This is a genomic window from Desulfocucumis palustris (assembly GCF_002933875.1).
Taxonomy (GTDB): domain Bacteria; phylum Bacillota; class Desulfotomaculia; order Desulfotomaculales; family Desulfocucumaceae; genus Desulfocucumis; species Desulfocucumis palustris.
Window position 1 is genome coordinate 1 of the sequence record NZ_BFAV01000019.1, and the last position, 19818, is coordinate 19818.

The window sequence follows — 19818 nt, forward strand, 5'->3', positions numbered from 1 at the left end:
GGCATAGAATGATCCCCCTAACGTTAATTTCGTTAAGAGAATCGTATACCCTGCTAGATATTATTGCAACTATAATTTGGAATCACTCTACTAGTATTGATTACCTGCTTATCAGCGATATGAGCAATAGATGTTTACAATTTATGGCAGAAGCTCTACTCCCAGACCGGCCAGCTTGCTTCTTTCGCTGCGGTGCAGGGATATGTGGGCGTATATATCCTGACCTTTAAATTTGTCTATTAGTGTAACCAGGCCGTTGTTGGTGGATGTGAGCCTGCAGTTGTCAATCTGCTGTATGTCTCCGGTGACCACAATTTTTGTACCCTTGCCGGCTCTGGTAATTATTGTTTTTATGTTTTCCTTGGTGAGGTTTTGGGCCTCGTCCACCACAATCCACTGATTGGGTATGGATCTGCCCCTGATGTAAGTGAGAGCTTCCAGTTCAATAAAGCCCTCTTCCATGAACCTTTTTACTTTTTCGGCGGGATTGGATTTTTCATCGTATTTTCCCGTGACGAAATTTCTAACCAGGTATTGAAGGTTGTCGTACACCGCTCCCATCCAGGCGCTTATTTTCTCTTCCTTGGTGCCTGGCAGGGCGCCTATATCCCTGCCGTGGGGAATCAGTTCCCTGGTTACCACCAGTTTGTCGTAGCGCCGGGTATTGATCACCTGCTGCAGGCCCGCGGCCAGAGCCAGCAGGGTTTTTCCCGTTCCCGCCGGACCCAGCACGCTGACCAGGTGTAGATCCGGGTCCAGCAGGGCATCCAGTAAAAAAACCTGCTCTATATTATTTTCAGCAGGTGATATACCGAAGGCGTGCGGTTCCCTGGCCAGGGGGCGGATAATCCCGGAGCCGGCGCAGTACCGTCCCAGGTGGGATCCACCCGACGTATCCTTCATTTTTACATATTCATTTGGGATTAAAGCTGAAGAGGGGGCGAAACTGCCCTTTTCGTAAAGGGACTGGACTTCGCTGTCGACTATTTGCAGTTCCGACCACCCTGTATAGAGGTTATCCAGGTCAACCCGTTCCACCACGTAATTATCCGCCGGTATGGAGAGCGCGTCGGCTATGATTCTCACGCAAATGTCCTGGGTAATCAGGGAGACCGCGTCGGTTTTTTGGAGGCCTTTGGTGATGGCCAATATTCTGGTGTCAGTGTGATCCCTGACAAGGGAGGGGGGCAGTTCCACGTCCAGGTGGTTTATCTCCACCACCACGGTGTGTCCGGAGTCCAGCAGAACCCCATTGTGCAGATTGGGTCGCAGCGAGTCCAGAAATCTGATGGCCTGCCTGGCGCAATAGCCTCTGGAATCATCAAACCCTTTGAATTTATCCAGTTCACTTACCACGGCCAGAGGGATGACCACTTTGCACGGGTTAAAGGACATCAGTGTCTGGTCAACGGGTCTGTCCAGCAGAACGTTGGTATCGAGCACCACTGTATTCAATTGCATTCCCCCATTGCAGTATCATTGCCCAACCTGTTGGTATTGTAATTTATACCGGTAAAATATCCGGGAAATGAAGGTTAACCTTTTGTTAGGACAATTAAAATATCAAAAAAACGAATTTTAGGGGAATAATAACACGGGTTTAAAATGCTTTTAACACGGCGGTTTTATAATACAAATGATTTTGATACGTTTTCACAACCTCCTTCTTGTCAAGCCGTCTTATTTTTAGCGGCTATTTTTTTTGTTATTAAAGGGAAAGGGCCGCCTGGCGGCAGCCCCTTTATTTTAATTTTTCCAGCACGGCCCTGGCGTCCACGGCCAGCGCCCCACCTGGTGTGACCATTAAAGGATTGATATCCAGTTCCTTTATTTCCGGGTGTTCCAGGGCCAGTTGGCCCAGCCGCAGCAGACAGTCCGCCACCGCGTCCATATTTCCGCCGGCGGCTCCCCTGTATCCCGCCAGAAGCTTATAGGCCTTGGTTTCCCGAAGCATGGCCAGCGCTTCCTCCCGGGTGAAGGGAGCTATTCTGAATGCCACATCCCTGAACAGCTCGGCGTATATTCCCCCCAGGCCGAATATTACCACCGGGCCGAATTCCGGGTCTCTTTTGATTCCCAGTATGACCTCCACCCCTTCCGGGCGGAAGGACTGTACCAGCACTCCTTCCACGGCTGCGCCGGGGGCATTGGACTTAACCCTTTGCAGCATTTGCCGGTAGGCTGTTTGAAGGGCGGCTTCATCCCGGATATTGAGGCTCACCCCTCCCACATCGGATTTGTGGGATATTTGCCTGCTGATTATTTTTAGCGCCACCGGGTAGCCGATATCTCCGGCCAGGGCCAGGGCTTCTTCAAGGTTCGCGGCCCTGCGGGAAACCACCGCCGGGATTCCGTAGGCCCCAAGCATGTCCAGCACCGGCTCGTTTACCGTCACGGGGCCGTCAGCCAGGTGGCCGGTGATGAGTTCTGAAACCGGGGCGGTGTTGATTTCTCCAAGGGTTTCGTACCCGGGAGCTGGCCTGTTTTTTATTTCAGTGTGATAGCGGCAGAGCATCGCCAGGGATCTGGCCGCCCTGTCCGGGGAGGGATATACCACTACGTTTCCCTCTGATTCCAGCCGGAGCCTGAATTTTTCCCTGCTGGGGCCGAATATCCAGACCGCCAGGGGTTTGCCCGGGTGTTTCCCGGCAACCTCCCTGATTACTTCCGATATGTCCAGGGGGTTGTTCTCCGGGTCCTGGTAGGCCGGGGTTATGCAAATGCAGGCGTCCACGTTGGGGTCCGACAGCACCGTGTCCAGGGAAAGCTTCGCAATGTTCAGATATCCCCTGGACATTCCCGCGGGCCATATGTCCGCCGGGTTATTGACATCCATCCAGTCCGGCGACATGTCGTTCAGTATTTTTAAAGTATCTCCGGTAAAATCAGCCACTTCAAGCCCGTGGTCGGCGCAGGCGTCCATGGTGGCTATCCCGGCACCCCCGCTGATGGTCACCACACCGATCCGCCGGCCGGACATATTGGGATAGGCCAGAAATGTTTTGTTAAGATAATGCATGTCCTCCACGTCCCGCACCCGGATCACGCCGCACTGGCGGAAGGCTGCCCCGAAAACGTGGTCCTCTCCCGCCAGGGAGCCGCTGTGGGAGCCCGCCGCCCTGGCTCCGGCCTCGCTGCGGCCGGTTTTAAAGCAGAGCAGCGGCTTGCGCCTGCTGGCCTCCGAGGCTATAGCCATAAACCGGCGGCCGCCGTGGATGCCTTCCATGTGCATGTTGACCACCCTGGTTTTTTCGTCCAGGGCGAAATATTCCAGCACATCGTTAAAGCCTATGTCGCTGGCATTGCCGATATCTATCCCCAGACCCATGCCGGCGGTTAAATCCAGGGATGCCGCCAGAAATATTCCGGACTGGCAGACAATGGCGGAATCCGTGGTGGATTTATTGAAATCAAGAAAGGAACTGTAAAAATTATTATGCAGGTTGGCCACTCCCAGGGTGTTGGGGCCCACCAGACGGGTTCCGGTTCCTTTTACAGCCTCCATTAATTCCTGCTGCATTGCCCTGCCTGTTTCGTCCGCGTCGGCGAATCCCTGGGTGATAATGGCCACGGATTTGATTCCCTTGGCTGTACAATCCTTGACGGCGCCCAGCACGGCTGTCCGGGGAATGGATATAATGGCCAGATCGCTGACTTCCGGCACTTCGGCAACGGATCTGTACACTTTTTTTCCGAGAATTTCGCCGCCCTTGGGATTGACGGGGAATATGCGTCCTTTATAGCCGCTGTTTAGCATAACTTCGAAGACATTGAAGGTTCCGGCCCCGGTGCGGGTGGAGACCCCGATGATGGTGACCGACTGTGGTTCCAGGTAACCTTTCAATGCGCTGATGGTGGATTCCAATGCTGTTTCAACCTCCTGTCAAAACTGCGACAAGTGCGGCAGGAAAAGGTGCTACCTTGTCGCACTTGTCGTTTCTCGTTGTCCATATGATAACCGCCAGAAAAGGAACCGGCCAGACCTGTAAAAATGGAGCTTGTTTGCCTGGTTCCCATGAAGACAGTTTATGTAACGCAGCAGTTAATTATTGCCTAATTATTAATTTCAATATTACCTGAATTATTCCTCTGTTTTTGTCAAAATTTTTGTTATTCTCCATGCTTTATTAATGGCAGCCTGGGAGGAGCGGCCAGGTTATCCCGGGGGTAAAATTTCCCCGAGCTAAACTTGATAAAAAGCAATTTATTAAAGCTCCCGCAATATGTGATAGAATTAATCCAGAAACATATTATATGCGGGCCTGATGGTGATAATTATGTACCGGTTTGAAAAAATTAAGAACGGTGTTTTGAAGCTTATACCCCGGGTAATAGAAATTCTTGGTCAGGACAAGGATATAATATCTGTTTACCTATTTGGCTCATACGCCGAGGATAGAGCCGGGGACTCCAGCGATGTGGATTTGGCGGTGCTGTTATCCAGGGATTATCCCGCCGCCCTATATTTTGAAAAGAAATTAACTTTGCTTGCCCGGGTAACCACATGTCTAAAAACCGATGAAGTGGATTTGATAATTCTCAATCAGGCTCCCCCTTCTCTTGCTTACCGGGTGTTCTGCAAAGGAAAACTTTTATGGGAAAGAAGTGGGCAGAAAAGCTGGCGTGTAAACTTTCAGGCTCAAACCTACGACCGCTATTTTGACTTTTTACCCGTGGAGAAAATATTGCACGAAGGATTAATCAGAAGGATTAAGGAGGGCCGGTTTGGTGGTTGACAGGGTGATTGTGGAGAAACGATTTGCCGGATACGTAATAACCTGGCTATAAAAGTTTATATAGCAGTTAACCGTCTATATTTGTTAAATAGTAATTAGGGATCAACCGGGTGATCCGCTATCCTTGCCACGCACTTCATTTCTCACGCCTTCAAGTACATCGTCAATCAGCCTGTCGTCAATTATTTTCATGGCTTTTTCCAGAGAAGTCACAATATCCGGATAATTATTATTGTGTATTTCTTCTAAAACAGGCTGGATACTTTTCAAATTAATAGTATTGTCTTTTACCATTGCGATCAAAGCGATAACTATTTCATAATCCCTGAGGTCACCGGCTTGAAATTTGGCTTTTAATAGGTTTGCTAATTCGCTGTGTGTCACAAATACACCCCTGAGGTTATTTTAACATAGAGGAGCATTATATCACGATAAATACTCCGCACAAAGGATAAAAACGATCTTTCCTTTTTTTTCCAGCGGCCTTTACTGGGGCCAAGCTTATTGTGAATGGATGTGCCATCAATTAGTCGCGGGCTTCTGTGATACACAGGCGATATTTTTTATGCCGGATTGCCTACAATAAATATTAGGGCCTGTTAAAAGAAAACGGGGCCGGGTCAGTTTTTTATAGTAATTTTTAAGCACGATGGAGGTTGGTTAATGTGTTTAAACCGGTTCACTTTTTAAACGGCAGATTTATGTCACCTTTTTTCCCGGTTTACACCCGCCCCTGGTTTGCAGGTTTTAATATTGAAATTTTAAATGACCCGCAGACGGTTTATGAAAAAATATTCAGCCCGGGGGCAGACGCTGAGCTGTTTGCGCTGCACATGAAGTCCTCTAAAATACTGCCTGAAGATTATTGGGATTTGTACCATGACGGCGAACCTTTATTCAAAAATATTTACTGTAAAGACATTTCTGAAGGTATTTACCTGATGGTGGCCCACCGGCTCACTCCCGCTTCTATTTTACAGTTTATTTATACAGCCGATAAAAGCAGCCCGCAGGCAGAGCCTTACCATGTAGAAGTGACTTATGACTTTCTTATCAGGGAACCGGTGCCGGGAATGGCGGGGTAGTGGAATTTTTATTCATTCAGGCGGAGCTTCCCTTTATAAATCTTCTTAATTAAAAATGCTTTTTCCGGACACGCTTTTGGGCGTGTTATTTTTTTATTCACTGTGCCTAGTCTAATTTTAAGTGAGTGTTTGCAAATAGCCGTGTTGATAATGAGCAGGAACGAGGTGTGTAAAAAGTGTCGATGGCGGATGTTTATAATGGCATTTATGAAACCCTTGTAAATGATCAAGAAATCCTAAACTATCTTGGGCTGCTAAATGCCGATGAGGCAACTAAAGCGAAACACATTCAAAAGAGAGCCAAACCACTGAATTTAGCGGACAACTTGCCTTTAATAACTTATTATGTCTTATCTCCCAAAAGCATGGTTAGTCTGGATTGCCCCACGGCCTGCTGTATTTCTCCCGGAAAAAGGGAGGAGGGAAATTCAGAGGTCTATGTTACAAACTTTATATTTGATATCTATACTAATGATGATGTTTCACTGGCGCTTACCATAGCCCAAAAAATCAGTGATTTGTTTGAAAGCGCTATACCGTGCTTTGCAAACAGCGTTACTTTTGAGGGGTTGTTTGTGTCGGCTTACGAAAGTGAGTCTGACCTTGCAAATACTTACTGCTTCACAACGGTAATTCAATTTTCAATGGGTATGGGTAAATAATTTAAAGAAAGGGGTTATTTTACATGGCTAAAAAGCTGATTATTAAAGGTGTCGGCACCATGATGGCCAAATGGAAGGACGCCGGCGGGGAGGAGCAGGTTCTAACTCTCGGAACACTGCAGAATTTAAAAATCGATATGAACTCCGAGGCTGAGGACATTTTCGGCGGCGACGGCACTTTTCCCATTGACAGCCTGGTAAAAAGCAAGTCCATCGAGATCACCGGAACTGACGCCAAATTTGACCTGGCCGCGGTGTCCGTGATGCTGGGAGACAGCCTTGAAGAAAATGTGGCCAGTTACGTGTGGGAACTGAATGAAATCCATGAAGCGGACGCTTCCGGTAAAATTTCTCTGCAGTATGCGGTGTACTCCGGTGCTGATTCCGACATCAGCATCTACGAGGTGGAGTCCAATACCAGGATCACCGGCTCCAATACCGTCAGCGGCAAGGACGTGACCAATACCGGCATGGCCGGTAAAAAGGTCTACGTGAACTACAAACGCGCCTCGGATGTGGACCTGGTTCGCATTCTAAAAGACACGTCTCCCTTCCCGGTTCACGTGGTGCACCACGGCGCGTTCATGCAGAAGAACGGCAAGCTCCGGGGAATTGAAACAGAGCTGTTCTCCTGCAAGGCAAAGGGTAACTTTACCATTGACGCCCAAAGGGCTGCCGCCTCCGCCAGCACTGTTACCCTGCAAATTCATGACCCGGAAATGGAATGCGGCATGATTGGTACCATCAAGGTGTTTGAAATGGACAAGACTGTTTGTACTCCCGGTTAAATCGCGGCTGTAACCGGTGTGTATTAAGACGGTTACTTCACTAATATCTGTGTAATCACCATTGCTTGATGGTTAGTCAGCTTAAAAACCAGTAAATATAATGTGTCGTGGGATGCGGCCCCCTTCTCACGGCACTTACTGGCTTATTAAAGACGGGGTAAAAATTATTTCAGATGAGGGGGCGGTATGACTGAGCGGCAATGTTGCAACTCTAACCGTTGATGAGGTTAAAAAAGGTAATTTTGAAGAGCTTCAAAAGATTCTGTCTGAAAACCCGGAATTGGACAACACTGGGAAGGAAGAGGATGGTCTGAGCCAGATAGAGGCTGACAGGATTGAACGGGTTATTTTCGAAGACGATGATGAAATAATTCTGCGGGATGGCAAAAAGTATAAAATACCTCCCTGCAGCCTTAAAGACGCCCGTGAGTTGATAAGGATATTCCGTACCATTAATGTTGATTTGATTATTGTCAACTTCATACCCACCGGCAAGGATGATGAGGATGAGCAAAGGGTCAGGGATTTCTACAGGGTAATGAAGATTGCCTTTAAGGATTATCCCGGGATTGACCAGGCTTACCTGGAAAAGTACGTTGATCTGAAGATAGCCCGCAAGGTAATTAATAGTATTCTCGACCTTAATGAAATTAAAAAAAAGTAAACTTTGACGGCCAAAAGGATGTGGCCGGGGTCGTTGACAGGGAAACCGGGCAGCCTTTGGATTGGGGAGAAATATTTTTCCGTTTGCATCATTACTGTCACTTAAACAGATGGGAAATATATGAGTATACTTTACCGCAGATAGCCGAATTAATGAAGCACACCAATAAACATATTGAATTTCAGGTCAGGGTTATGACTGTTCCATTAAAGGCTATGTTTGGTGGTGGTGGGGATGACAATGAAAATGATTACAAGGAGTTTGCTGAAGAGGATATCGGAATGCTGTCAAGTATGCTAAGCGGACGATAAGACTGTCTATTATGGAATAGGCAGTTTTTATTATAAAAGGATGGTGAGAACCATGGGCGGTAATGCTTTACATGAAGGATTGGGTGATATGGAGAATAAGATAGGATACCGGTTTGCCCTGCTCGAGGAGCAATTAAGAAGTATTGACCGGCTGCTTGGCGGGTCGGTGGATGGTTTTGACGGCGGCCGCAAAGAAATTGAGTCTGCTTTAGATAATATGGCTAAAAGTTTAGGTTCCTTCGGAAATACCCTGGGCAAGGAGCTTGCCGCAATTGATTCTGTATTTGATGATTTGGATGGCACAACTAAAGTGGAGCTTATAAAATTAAAAGTCATTATTAGTAAATATGCAGCCGGAATCAACAGTTTTGTAAAAGATATGGAAAATAATATGGGAACGGCTTCCTGGGGAATGGTGAAAGATCCGGGGTTTACCCGGCTTCGAGGGGTACAAGATGAGTTTGCTGATTTATGTGCGGCCTTTGTTGAGACCTTTAATTCCTTTTTGGCTAAGCTGGAGGCCGCCGACGCGGAAATAAACGCCCTTGTTGACAATAGGCTGTGGGGACTGAATGATTTAAAAACCTATATTGAAAAGAGCGCCGGTGCCGGTATACTGCAAAACACCATTGGGCAAAGGGTTAATCAAATCAGTGTTAAAGTAACCGTGGACATGCCGGAGGAGAAACCATCGTCTTCCAGCGAGGAGAGTTTCGGCCAGTCGGTTCTTGATTTCATCCGGGATGTGGCCAAGGATGTGCTGACAGATTTAATCAGTAATAAAATACAGGATATTTTTACCGGGCAAAAGGATGAACCTTACGGCGGCGGGCGAAGCGGCGGGCCGGGTGGAGTTGGGCGAGGTGCTGGAGGGGACGATAATGGGCCTGATGCCAGTACGGAGCGTGGCAGGCAAAAAGGCGGGGCTGACAGTGATAGCCGAAACAGCGGGACGAATGGTGACGGGCAAAGCAAAAGTATGAACAACAAAGGGCGAACCGGCAGGACTGAACTGGACGTAAACGGCAGAAAAATGGTTTCGGAGGAAATTGGCGAGGAAGCCGGCAAGAAGGCGGCTCTTAAGACAGGCGGTAATTTATTAGCCAAAACAGGTGGAAGGTTATTAACCAAAACAGGTGGGTTTGTTATAGGAACTCTCGCGACAATGGGTATTGACGCCGTAGGCGGTCTATACGATTGGGCTGCAGGCACAGAGGCCGGGCATATTGAAACCAAAAACAGAAAGTCGGAAGAATTGGAGGCTGAATATAGTTACGTTGCCAAGTTGCCCGGGTGGGCGCAGGCAGCCTATGACATTTTTCAGCTGCCTGAATTGGCGACCTCTTTTTTCACAGGCAATTTGCTTGGGGTGGCTCCCACGGCCCAGGAGAGGCTGGAGGTTATGAAATCAGCCCTGAATTCAGCAGGAGCCGGCCCTGAAGAACAGCAAAAGAGTGAGCATAATGCCGGCAATAATGATAAGGACCTGCCTGTTAATAAGGGGGATGACTCTGATGGCAAAAGAGTGGAAATACAGTATCAACAGAGACAGTCAGAAAAAATTGAAATACAACTTGAGTTGAAACAGGCCGAAGTAGACAACGCGGTAAGCAATATAACCGGAGAGCTTGACAGGAACTTAAACCTGGCCCAATCCAGAGGAACCATTGCAAGAAACAATCTTTTGCTGGAGGGGGCCTCAGAGGATTCCTTTGCCGTCAGAATGGCCAATGTTAATGCCTTAAGGGAATCCAACAGGTATATTGCCCGGGCAATAGCCGATTTACGACAACAATTGGCCGGTTTAAACGCCAATGACGGGCAGTATGAAAACATATGGGCACGGATACTGAGCTATCAAGCCCTGCAATCCGACAACCAGGTGAAGATACTGCAGGAGTTGCAAAAAAATGCGGCCACTTTTAACCTGCCTTCCGGTATTGCGCCAATAACCTACATGGAGGCAATGACCAGGGATAATACTCATAAAAATATCACCGTGGGGTCCGGCGGGGTAACGGTAAACGTCACCATAGACAACATGACGGGCAACACCAGGGATGTTGAAAAAATGACGGCGGCCATAGGGAACGCGGTGAGGGACGCTAATAGCAATATATCCAATCAGTTAGCCCAGCAGGTTAAAAACGGGCCATTGGGTTACAGATCCTTGTTTTAAAAAATAACCGCTCTATAAAGGGCGTTTTCTCGAAAGGTGGTGCCTCGGCGTGACCCAGCAATTTATTAATGATACCGCAAACCGTAAGTACAGGCTGCGGCTGTTTGTGGACAAAGGGATTGATTTTGTTGAAGTCCGGGGAAAGATACTGGCCCCTTATACGCCCCCGGAGCCGGCGGCCAAATTTAAGGAGCACAGAATAACAACTGCTCCCTCTCACATACACCATCAGGGATTTGCTTCCTACAGGGTGAAGCTGCGGCTATATTTTAGCGACCGGGAGTCCTACGCGGAGTACATGGCCTATGCCCACGCCGCCCATAAATTCTACGATGAGAAGGGCGCAATTTTCCTGGGCGGTGTGGAAGGAATGACACGCACCGTTTACCAGGGAACCGGCAAATCCATCGTAGAGTTAAGCCTTGTGATGATTAAAAAAGATACCTACGAGCAAAAGCACAGGGCGCAGTTTCTGGATCTGGTGGACGTTCATAGGGGAGAGCCAATGTGGTACGCCCAGGATGTTCACGAAATGGCGGATTCGGGGCTAATCGCCCTGGTAAACCGGGATGGCAGTCCGGTATTGTATTTTGATGGCGACAAGAATGCCACCCGGGCCGAGTTTGTTACTTTTCTCAACCGTACCCGGCGTTGGGCGGAAAGGGTCATCAGGGAGTAACCGGTCCGGTTGTTTTTGCACGGGCGGCAATAGTTTTTATATGGATAAAAAGGGATGCCTGGAAGGTATTCCTTTTTGTTTTTGGCCTACTCTAGGTATGAGGTGATTTACTTTGAAAGCTTGGTTGGACGTTAATTCCGGGGACTGGTTTTACAATGAAGTGATTGAAGCCACCAATTACGCCCTTGAGGACGGTACCCCGCTAATAGCCGGTATTGCTTACAACGCCTTTGTCAAACCGGGTTTTTATCTTGAGCTTAAGGCTGCCAAGGGACAAAAGGATTATGACCTGAAACAGACCATCACAGTTACGCCTGACAATCCGCTTTTTGTTTACGTTGACGGGGTGCAGAGCCTGTATAGGTGCATTAAGGATTCCAACGGCGGGGAGGGCGGCACCGGGAATATTGTTTCCCTTTACGCCTCTCCCGCCCTGGGCGCCATTGTCAGCTTTTGTCAAATAGGCGTGCCCAGGTACAAAGAGGGTATTGGAGGCACCGGCCCGGATACCGGGGATGAGTATAACGGAAGGCCTTATGTGGAGGCTGAGGGCATGTATCCCAGAAACCCGCTGATGTATGGCGATCTGTATTATTACGATCCCCAGCACATGGTCTTTAATGAGTACTGCTATGCCTACGGCCGGAGAATGCGGAGGTCGGTAATACCGGACAGGGAGTGGAGAGGGGTTGATTCGGACGAAAAACTTGAAACCTTGCTGAGTAAATATATTGGCTACAGCAATGACGTTTATGTGGTATCCCCCAATGACCTTGCCATTTTTCCCCATGCGGAGCAGCTGAGGCTCCAGGCTGTGGCCGACTCGGAAAGCGGCGCCAACAACTACTGTCCCGGTGTGCCGGGATTTTATGCGCTGCCGGAGGAGAGAAACAAAATAAGAAGTTGGATATTCATGCCCTACAGCCTGCAAAACGTGACGTGCAGGATTGAATACGTGACCAGGAACCGGCTGACAGGGCAGCACGAGATGAAGGGCGGGGAGTTTGCCGTAAGATCCCCCAACGGCAAGGTTATTTATAATGACAGGTTTTTCCCCCACACGTATATGTTAAGGGCCGAGGCCGCAATTTTAATGAACAAAATCAGAAAGTCCTTTTATGCCAGATTTACTGACTATGACGGTTACAAACTCAATAAATATTGTGCCAATCCCGGCTGCGTCGCCTATGACCAATACCATGATATCAACCAGGACAGGGAGTACTGTTTCTTTTGCGGCAGCCTTGATTACCCCATGAAAAGAGCAGCCATACTGGATGAAACCTATACCGCCTGTGGCGGGCAAAATGTTTTTAAGCTTATGGGCTGCTTTGATCCGGAGGATGCTTCAACTTTAACGGTTAAGGTGAACGGGGAGACAATTCCCAGTAACTTATACCAGGCCCGGGGTTCTTCCGCCGTAAAAATGCTTGTCCCGCTGCAGGACGGGGATAAGGTCGGTTTTTCCGGGAAGCGGGAAAAAAGCCGGTTTTCCGATATTCCGGGCAGTTATCCCAATCCCTTCTATCAATGGGACATTATTGAGCTGGAGCTGGAGACTTTTAATAATGGTGAGTACGTCCTGACCGGGACCAATGCCGATCATTCACTGGATATTAATGGACAGACTTTCATGCCGGAAAGGAAGCTGACCAGGGCGGAACTGGTTGCCGTGCTGAACAGGTTTAGAAAATGGTGTATTGAGAAATTCAAAATGTAGGAGGCGTGCCTTATGGAGTACATTCCAGATGAATTGCTGAAGGTTATAGCCAAACGCCTCAAGCTTGGTGATAGAGAAAAGCCTGTTTGCAGGGTTGAGGTTGATAGATTAACCTTTGTGCCGGGCGGCGTGGAGGAGGTGCAGACCTTCTCCCCCGACCCGGATGTGATAAAGAAAATTTTAACCGGTGCTGTGCCCGATGATGGCGCAACAGTTGCCAATGAAAAGGATTTTGCCTTTCCCTTACAGGGAGGCAATATCAATTCAATTAATTCAAACTACGGTATGAGGACTCTTGGCGGGCAGTCCAGAAAACATCACGGCGTTGATATGGCTGCTCCCGTGGGTACGGGGGTGCTGGCGGCCTGGTCCGGCAAGGTTATCCTGGTGCAAAGCAGCAACCAGTCGGGCGGCTACGGAAACCAAATTCACATAAGCCATGGTGATGGGCTTATAACAAAGTATGCTCATTTGAGTAAAGTTCTGGTATCAAACGGGCAAATGGTTTCAGCAGGCCAGAAGATAGGCGGGGTGGGGAACACGGGCCTTTGTTTCGCCGGCGGCTGGGTCAGCGATGCTGAGCGGTCTTCCGGAGCCGGTTCCCATTTGCACTTCGGAGTATATACCGGCGGTGTTGTGGATAATAACCATTCCACTGATCCAAGGCCTTATCTCACCGGGGCGAAAAAAGTATTCGGTCCGGCCAGTGTGACCGGGGTTACTTCCAGTGACAACTATATCACCATGCAAAATGCCCGGGTGGTGTTTGAAGAGAACTTTTTAAATAAGGACTGGATACAGAACCCGGCATTTTCCGCTCCCCCTGATTTATTGTCAAGGTCCTCCATTGAGTATGACGGAGATTACCCCGGCGGGAGAAGAACCTCAAAACTTTTAATTAAATATGATTCCGGCACTACCTTGCTTTCATTACAGTTAAGACTCAGCGTTATCGGACCGGCCACCCTGGATCTGGGCTTTGACTCCGACTTCCCTGCGGGCAGCCTTTTCAGGGTGTGGGCAACCGTGGACGGAAAGGAAACCTCAATTATAAGATACCAGGATTTTAACGGGAGTTATATCAGCAGGGAAATTAAGGATGTGGCCGTACCAGAGGGCGAGGTTGCTTTAACCTTCAATATGCGTTGCGACTCCGGCTGGCCCAGGGTATTTAAACTGGATTATATCCGTATAAAAAGCGGCCAATATCAAGGGGTAAACGGGGAGGGCTATATCTACCGGGAATACGGGGATGAAAACCGGTTTCAAAAGCTTGAGACCGCGGAAATACCCGCGGGCCGGTTTATATATATGGATACCCTGGAGCTGGAAAATGTAATCGGCATAGAAATGGATGATCAATTTGAAATGGATGCCGCCAGTGCCAGGGTAACCATATCAAATCCGGGGGGGTATTACAGCCCGGACTTTAATGCTTATAAATTTCCGGAGGCCGGTGTGGATTCTCCCTGGTCCTGCCACGTTAACGGCGTGGATCTGGGAGTCTTAAGCGAGAATACTCCTGTCAGGATATACCTGGGTTACGGCCGGAACCTGGTCCGGGTTTTCACCGGGCTGATCGATAAAGTGGATATTTGCGGCGCCGACCAGACTCTCACCATATATTGCCGGAATATGTACAAACGGATATTGGAAAAAGTGATTACCGAGAGAAAATGCTACCCGGACTATGAGTGCGGCATGGATGTAAACACCGATGCCGCCTATAAGCCTTCAGAAAACCCGGCCAATATAAATGACAGGGAGCAGCTGGTTGTTTATTACGCCCAGCAGGCAGCCGCCAGGTGGGGTGTTGACTACCGGCTTATTCTGGCCATTTCCGCGGCGGAAACCGGGAACCCCGCCAGTCCTGTCAAGGTGGGCGGCTTTGCCGGCAAAGGACTTGAAGCCCAGGGCAGCTATATATGCGGTTATGGTATCAACGCCTCAGATAAGTTCACTTATGCGGGAATACCCGCGCAGTGCCACTACACGGCCAAACGTATTAAAGAGGCTTTGAACGGCAGGCCGGCAACCTTGGAAAATATAAAGTATTTCCAAAAGGGCGGGGACCTGGGGAAACAATTTACCTGGTGTCCGGAGAGTAACTGGCCGGATAACGTGTGGAACGCCTATCAGTTAATAGGCGCGGAAGCAAAATATAATGTTCAGTATTTCACTGGCACTGCGGCGGCTCCCCCGCCTGACTCCGGGGTAAGCAACTATTATGACAACAATTTCTATAATGACGTTGCAGGCCGGGCAGGCACAGCCTGGCTTAAATCAGCCATTGTGCATGATCTGGCGGCCCACGCCAGGTTAACCGGCTGGAGAGCGTCGCCTGACGATAGGGCCTACCCGGATGTGGTTATAGAGGAAGCTTATTTGATATCCGCCAACCCGTTAACCGGCCAGGTGATCAAGGCGGGGGCAAATGAGGGCGAGTTTACGGTGGTTCCCGCCAGTGCCGTCCCGACTCCGGAGGGCTGGAAAAACCCCCTGGTGGAGTCCAAACAGTGGGAGTTCGACCCCTTTAAATTCAAGGTGGCCGAGGCCATAAGGGAGATTATCAGGGACACCCCTTACAGGTCTTACTGTGACAGGTACGGCACCTACAGGCTTGAGGCCGTTAAATACAATAAGCCTGTGGCGGCCATGTTTACCGGGTACGACGACCTTATGCCGGTGAACAAATCTATAGATTTCTCCAGGGCGCGCAGTCACATCTGTGTTGTTGTTACCGAATACGCCCCCGGTAATCCGGGGGGCCTGAGCGGTGAAGTTGAAAGCAGCCTGCATATGGTGGATAACGAGATACTGATGGAGCTTAAAGGGGAGATCAGGTCGTGCTCCGTGGCGGTCAGCTGGGCCAGGACCCAGGAACTGGCAAAGGTAATTGCTAAAAGAATGTTCTGGGACATGAAGCGATTGTGCCGGACACTTCAGGTTGTCATACCGGGCAGGCCGGACCTGGATGTGCTGGACCGCGTCTACATTCTGGACAAGACCACGGGGACAAGGGACATTTACTGTATTAAAGGCATAAAAACAAACTACAGCGTTGATGACGGATATTTAATGACCCTTGAACTGTTTTGGGCTGATATTACTCCTTAGAACCGGAGGTGGGATAAAATGGCTGGTATTGTCAACGATTATTTAGCATTCCCAATTTTGGATTTAATCCAAAGAGAGGTAAGGTTAGCCGCCGGGGGTTCAATGACCGGGGGTTTTAACCAGGGCAGCGCTGTGGCTGACTCCGGCGACGCTCCCTTCGCGGGGATTCCTTCCGTGATGATAACCAGGGAACACCCCGGGGACAGCGGCAAAACCATTGTTAATGAGGCTATGCTGACCTATCTCTCGGGCTATAAGGCGCAGCTTACCTTTGAGTACGGCGCCAACCCTTTGAATAGCGGCTATGCCTGGACCCTGAAAACTTTAATAACAACTGCCTATGATCCCCAGGGGCAACCGGTAGTAACTTATAAAGTTGACCTAAACTATGATAGTGGGGCCGTGCTGCAATCCACCAATGTTGAACGGACATATGGCGCTGCAGACTATCATTTTTAGGCGGGGTGCTTTTTTGTGGCTGTCTGATGTGAGTTTGCTTGGGCGTACAGCATTGATGAAACTATTAAGGGGAGCGAGGTGATTTAATTGTTTACCCTTGCTGAAATTGTCGGCGGCAGGCTAAGTCCTCCGTTCATGCCCACCAAAACACAGCCCTATATTCTGGGCAGGCTTTTGCACTTTCCGGATGATCTGGCGGCCACCAGGGAAGATACGGTTATCCTTCCCTTTGATGCCGAACTTCTCTCGGTGGCGGTGGGAGCAAGCAGGTATTACCCCACCGACAGGTGGAGCCTCACCGTTAACGGTGAAAAGGTGTTTGATTCCGTATATACAAAGGACCTGCCGGAGGGGGCCTTCCTGGTTGCCGTCATCCCGGTGGCCGCGGGACAGGTTCTAAAGTTTTCTTTTGACAATACGGAAGGGATGGCCAAATACATCTGGTTTAATTACCAGTTTTTGAAGTAGGTGATTGGGGTGCCGTGGGTTGACAAGGCAATTGACGAGCCGATGCTGGCGGAGAATATTTTTAAAACAATGGAGGGGGCCGGGTGGAAATTCATTGGTGACTTTTACAGGGTCGCCCTTTGCAATAAGCCGTCGCCCAACGGTGGAAACGCCGCCAGGAAATGTGGAGAAGCCAGCCGGTCCGGCGGGGCCGGGGTTACGGAAACCTGGTATGAAATCGGCCATGTTCCCGGCACTGTGGAGGTCCATTACGATATGGCGGCCATCCCCGACGGGCTGGAGGTTTTCTATAAGGGGCGGCTTTTGACAGGCACGGGGGGTCCCGTTTCCGGCTCGGGCATACTATCGTTCAATTACAATCCGTCGCTGTCCTCTTCCTGCCGCGCGGAGGAACCTGACACGGAGGTAATGATCAGGGTGACAGGGCCGGATAACACCGGCTGGAGCTACCAGGTACTGTGCCATGGCCTGCTTGGCCCGGCCGACCCGGGATACCCGGATGACCCTGACTACCCGGAGGAGCAGGGGAGAATACCGGAGGAAACCCTCCGGAGCTGGAAGGAAGATTTCAGGGCGGGGGATTTTACTGAAGCGGTGGGTTTTTCCTGCGCCCGCCATTACATTATAGAGGATAAAAAGAAGCGCAGGTACGGCATGGCCTATGCCGTCCGCGCCCAGGTCAGCCGGGCGACACTGGTGGAACTGGGTATCTACAATTGGCGGGCCCTGGAGTTTATTCTTCCGGCCAGGAGAAAAGCGGCCAATCTGCGGTGGATTTCCTTGGGGCAGCAGTTTTTAAACCAATACGTTAAAATGGCCGGCTGCCCTGTATGGCACTTCTACTCCCTTGAAGACTACTACGGCCCCAGGATTGAGATTGATCTTACCAGGGAGGAGCCCTACAGCCGGGACGAGATTCTTCTTACAGGGATGAAGCAGGTGGGGGGCGGATTACCTGAACTGAGCAAATTTTATCCCCGGGACCCATTGGCAACCAAAGAGTTCAGGCTTACGGATCACCTGGTAAGGACCGGCTCGGATTTACTGAGAACGGCCCTGGATTTGGAGAATTTTTCGGATTTTAAGAGTGTTAACAGCGGAGTATACGGCAAGACTCTCCTTTATTTCGATTTGGCCAGGCAGTCTCCCATAATACCTGTTCGTCTGAGAGACACAAGTATTAACAGCCTTTTCAATGAAGATTTCGATGTTAGCCAGCAGCTGACTAACTGGTGGGAAGACTCCAAGGTTGCCGTGGCCGGTTATTATGACGACAAATCGGTATTCCTTACCCTCAGGGCGGATGAGTCCCCATATTTTGAATATCCCCGGGGTATTCCGGTTTTGCCCATGTTTTTCGGGGTATTTGAAGTGCCCTTTTTCACGGATAAAGGATACTGGAAAGATTGGAACGGCAACGTGGCCCTTTTCGGCGGGACTGTTGTTAACTCAGCCGAGCCCGTTCATATGAGCGCCGGGTGCTGCCGGGATGTTGGCGAGATGCCCGGGGCCAAACCGCCCCCGCCTCCCCCGGAAGCTAATACCGTGGAAACTTACCTGGGCTATCGGGGAGAGGAGCAGGTGTTCTACCTGATGGAGCCTAACGGCGGGCAAAGCCTGTCTCCTATCCGGCGGGACTATGAGGCAAACCGCCGGGTTGGTGACGGGCTAAAGAATGTGATAGTCAAGAAGGACACCACGGGGAGACTCTTTACTCCTCACTTTCTGTCCTGGCTTTTACCGTCAAATCAGATGCCTGTGGCTGAAAATGAGGCGGACGGATTCGTCCCGGGCAGGGAAGGGGCCATGCTCCAAAGGCCCGGAGGGCGTGTTGATAAGGAGGCATACCATTACTGGTTTAATCCGTCCAGGTATGAGGGCAGTGTCTATTCCTCCCCCGCATATATCCTGGAACCGAGAAACGGGGTATACGGGTGGCTGCCCAATGCCATTTTCACACAGCCCATGTCTCTGGTGACCGGGGATACGCTGGAGGCCGCCGGTGAATGCCCTCCCTGCCGCTGTGCATATAAGCCGTCTAAATATGATTTGTCCCTGGAGATATTCGAGCTGTCCCGGGAGGGTTGTGTGGTTCTTACAAGCATACCGGTGGTTCACCTGTATGAGCCCGGGGTCACCGACCCCTCTGTTATTGATTTGTCCCAATACAGCTACATTAAAACAATAGAGTTCAGCAACGGTGAGAAATATCACCCGCACCATCCTGTTAATAACCGGGCTGTAAGAAGCCCTCTGGCGGTATCGTACAGCTATGACCCGGCGAACCTGTTTTTGGTTACCATAAATAACTTTTTCGGCGGTTATGCCGGGGACAGGGTAAAGCTGCTGTCTGTCAGGCTAAGGCTGGGCAACAGATTGTTTTATCCGGCTGAAATAACCTGGCTGGCCGGGGTTGCCAACCACCAGCTGATAATCAATAACCACGATATGGAAGATTTGATTTGTGAGCAAACCGAAGGCCTGTTTGACGAAACATTTCCGGTGACTGAGCTCAACACTGCCGGCTCCGGTTTGACTTTGAGGTTTTACGGCCCGGTTTTGGATGATGTGCTGAAGGCCGATATTCCATTATTATCTGAATTGGAATATCCCTATGAAGATGTATTGATTCTTCCGGAAGATTGCGCCAGTACCATCTGGGGCAAGGTAATGTATAATTTCAGGCTTATTAACGCCGCTTTATCCCCGCTAACTTTTTATCCGGAGGATGATGATTCTATTAACCCTCCCGCTTCCGCCTTCAGGCCGGTGGGAGTGGGGATAAGGATGGAAGACAAAAAATGTCCGCATGTTACTCTGGAGCAGCGCAACGAGATTCTCTCCCGGCCCGGTGGGGCCGCTTAAGTATAAATTATTTCCCGATAAGTTACTGGTTGCACTTTGGTGACTATACTAAGTTTTAGATTAATACAAAGAAGAGGTGTACGCT

General features: G+C 49.6%; 16 protein-coding genes. 13 read left to right on the top strand and 3 right to left on the bottom strand.

Annotated elements, in window-relative coordinates; all coding sequences use genetic code 11:
* Nucleotides 1–141 precede the first annotated feature (141 nt).
* Entirely contained in the window at nucleotides 142–1446 is a 1305-nt protein-coding gene (locus DCCM_RS01750) for a PhoH family protein (RefSeq protein WP_373855385.1), read from the bottom strand.
* A gap of 295 nt (nucleotides 1447–1741) precedes the next feature.
* Nucleotides 1742–3865, bottom strand: a complete 2124-nt coding sequence (locus DCCM_RS01755) for an acetate--CoA ligase family protein (protein WP_231702603.1) — start codon at nucleotides 3863–3865, stop codon at nucleotides 1742–1744.
* Between the two features lie 412 nt (nucleotides 3866–4277).
* Here DCCM_RS01755 and mntA point away from each other — a divergent pair, with 412 nt between their 5' ends.
* Nucleotides 4278–4736 carry a type VII toxin-antitoxin system MntA family adenylyltransferase antitoxin gene (mntA, locus tag DCCM_RS01760; protein ID WP_165791983.1) on the top strand — a complete coding sequence of 153 codons (459 nt, stop codon included), beginning with the start codon at nucleotides 4278–4280 and terminating at the stop codon, nucleotides 4734–4736.
* Between the two features lie 102 nt (nucleotides 4737–4838).
* Here the strand turns inward: mntA and DCCM_RS01765 are convergent, their stop codons facing one another.
* Entirely contained in the window at nucleotides 4839–5120 is a 282-nt protein-coding gene (locus tag DCCM_RS01765) for a hypothetical protein (RefSeq protein WP_104370753.1), read from the bottom strand.
* Nucleotides 5121–5401: 281 nt separating this feature from the next.
* On the opposite strand from DCCM_RS01765, the gene DCCM_RS01770 reads away from it, so the two are divergent.
* The 12 genes from DCCM_RS01770 to DCCM_RS01825 all read left to right on the top strand — a co-directional run bounded on the left by DCCM_RS01770 (nucleotide 5402) and on the right by DCCM_RS01825 (nucleotide 19733).
* On the top strand, nucleotides 5402–5821 hold the full coding sequence (locus DCCM_RS01770) for a DUF8551 domain-containing protein (RefSeq protein WP_104370754.1): 420 nt from the start codon (nucleotides 5402–5404) through the stop codon (nucleotides 5819–5821).
* 176 nt (nucleotides 5822–5997) lie between these two features.
* The gene (locus DCCM_RS01775) at nucleotides 5998–6483 is read left to right on the top strand and encodes a hypothetical protein (protein WP_128739048.1); all 486 of its coding nucleotides are present in this window, start codon (nucleotides 5998–6000) and stop codon (nucleotides 6481–6483) included.
* A gap of 23 nt (nucleotides 6484–6506) precedes the next feature.
* Entirely contained in the window at nucleotides 6507–7271 is a 765-nt protein-coding gene (locus tag DCCM_RS01780) for a YomU family phage tail tube protein (RefSeq protein ID WP_104370756.1), read from the top strand.
* 280 nt (nucleotides 7272–7551) lie between these two features.
* A complete protein-coding gene (locus tag DCCM_RS01785) occupies nucleotides 7552–7935 on the top strand; it encodes a hypothetical protein (protein ID WP_104370757.1) in 384 nt (127 codons plus the stop codon).
* A 56-nt stretch (nucleotides 7936–7991) separates the two neighbouring features.
* Nucleotides 7992–8246 (top strand): hypothetical protein, encoded by a 255-nt coding sequence (locus DCCM_RS01790; RefSeq protein ID WP_128739050.1) that lies wholly within the window; start codon nucleotides 7992–7994, stop codon nucleotides 8244–8246.
* Between the two features lie 52 nt (nucleotides 8247–8298).
* Nucleotides 8299–10425: a hypothetical protein gene (locus DCCM_RS01795; RefSeq protein WP_104370759.1), complete on the top strand. Its 2127-nt coding sequence runs from the start codon at nucleotides 8299–8301 to the stop codon at nucleotides 10423–10425.
* Between the two features lie 49 nt (nucleotides 10426–10474).
* Nucleotides 10475–11104 carry an S-layer homology domain-containing protein gene (locus DCCM_RS01800; protein WP_104370760.1) on the top strand — a complete coding sequence of 210 codons (630 nt, stop codon included), beginning with the start codon at nucleotides 10475–10477 and terminating at the stop codon, nucleotides 11102–11104.
* 112 nt (nucleotides 11105–11216) lie between these two features.
* Nucleotides 11217–12824 carry a hypothetical protein gene (locus DCCM_RS01805; protein ID WP_104370761.1) on the top strand — a complete coding sequence of 536 codons (1608 nt, stop codon included), beginning with the start codon at nucleotides 11217–11219 and terminating at the stop codon, nucleotides 12822–12824.
* 12 nt (nucleotides 12825–12836) lie between these two features.
* Nucleotides 12837–15941: a M23 family metallopeptidase gene (locus DCCM_RS01810; RefSeq protein ID WP_104370762.1), complete on the top strand. Its 3105-nt coding sequence runs from the start codon at nucleotides 12837–12839 to the stop codon at nucleotides 15939–15941.
* 18 nt (nucleotides 15942–15959) lie between these two features.
* Nucleotides 15960–16400, top strand: a complete 441-nt coding sequence (locus DCCM_RS01815; protein ID WP_104370763.1) for a hypothetical protein — start codon at nucleotides 15960–15962, stop codon at nucleotides 16398–16400.
* Between the two features lie 87 nt (nucleotides 16401–16487).
* Nucleotides 16488–16868, top strand: coding sequence for a DUF8551 domain-containing protein (locus tag DCCM_RS01820; protein ID WP_104370764.1), 381 nt, complete (start codon nucleotides 16488–16490; stop codon nucleotides 16866–16868).
* A gap of 9 nt (nucleotides 16869–16877) precedes the next feature.
* Complete coding sequence (locus DCCM_RS01825) at nucleotides 16878–19733, top strand: hypothetical protein (protein WP_104370765.1); 2856 nt, start codon at nucleotides 16878–16880, stop codon at nucleotides 19731–19733.
* The last annotated feature ends 85 nt before the right edge of the window (nucleotides 19734–19818 follow it).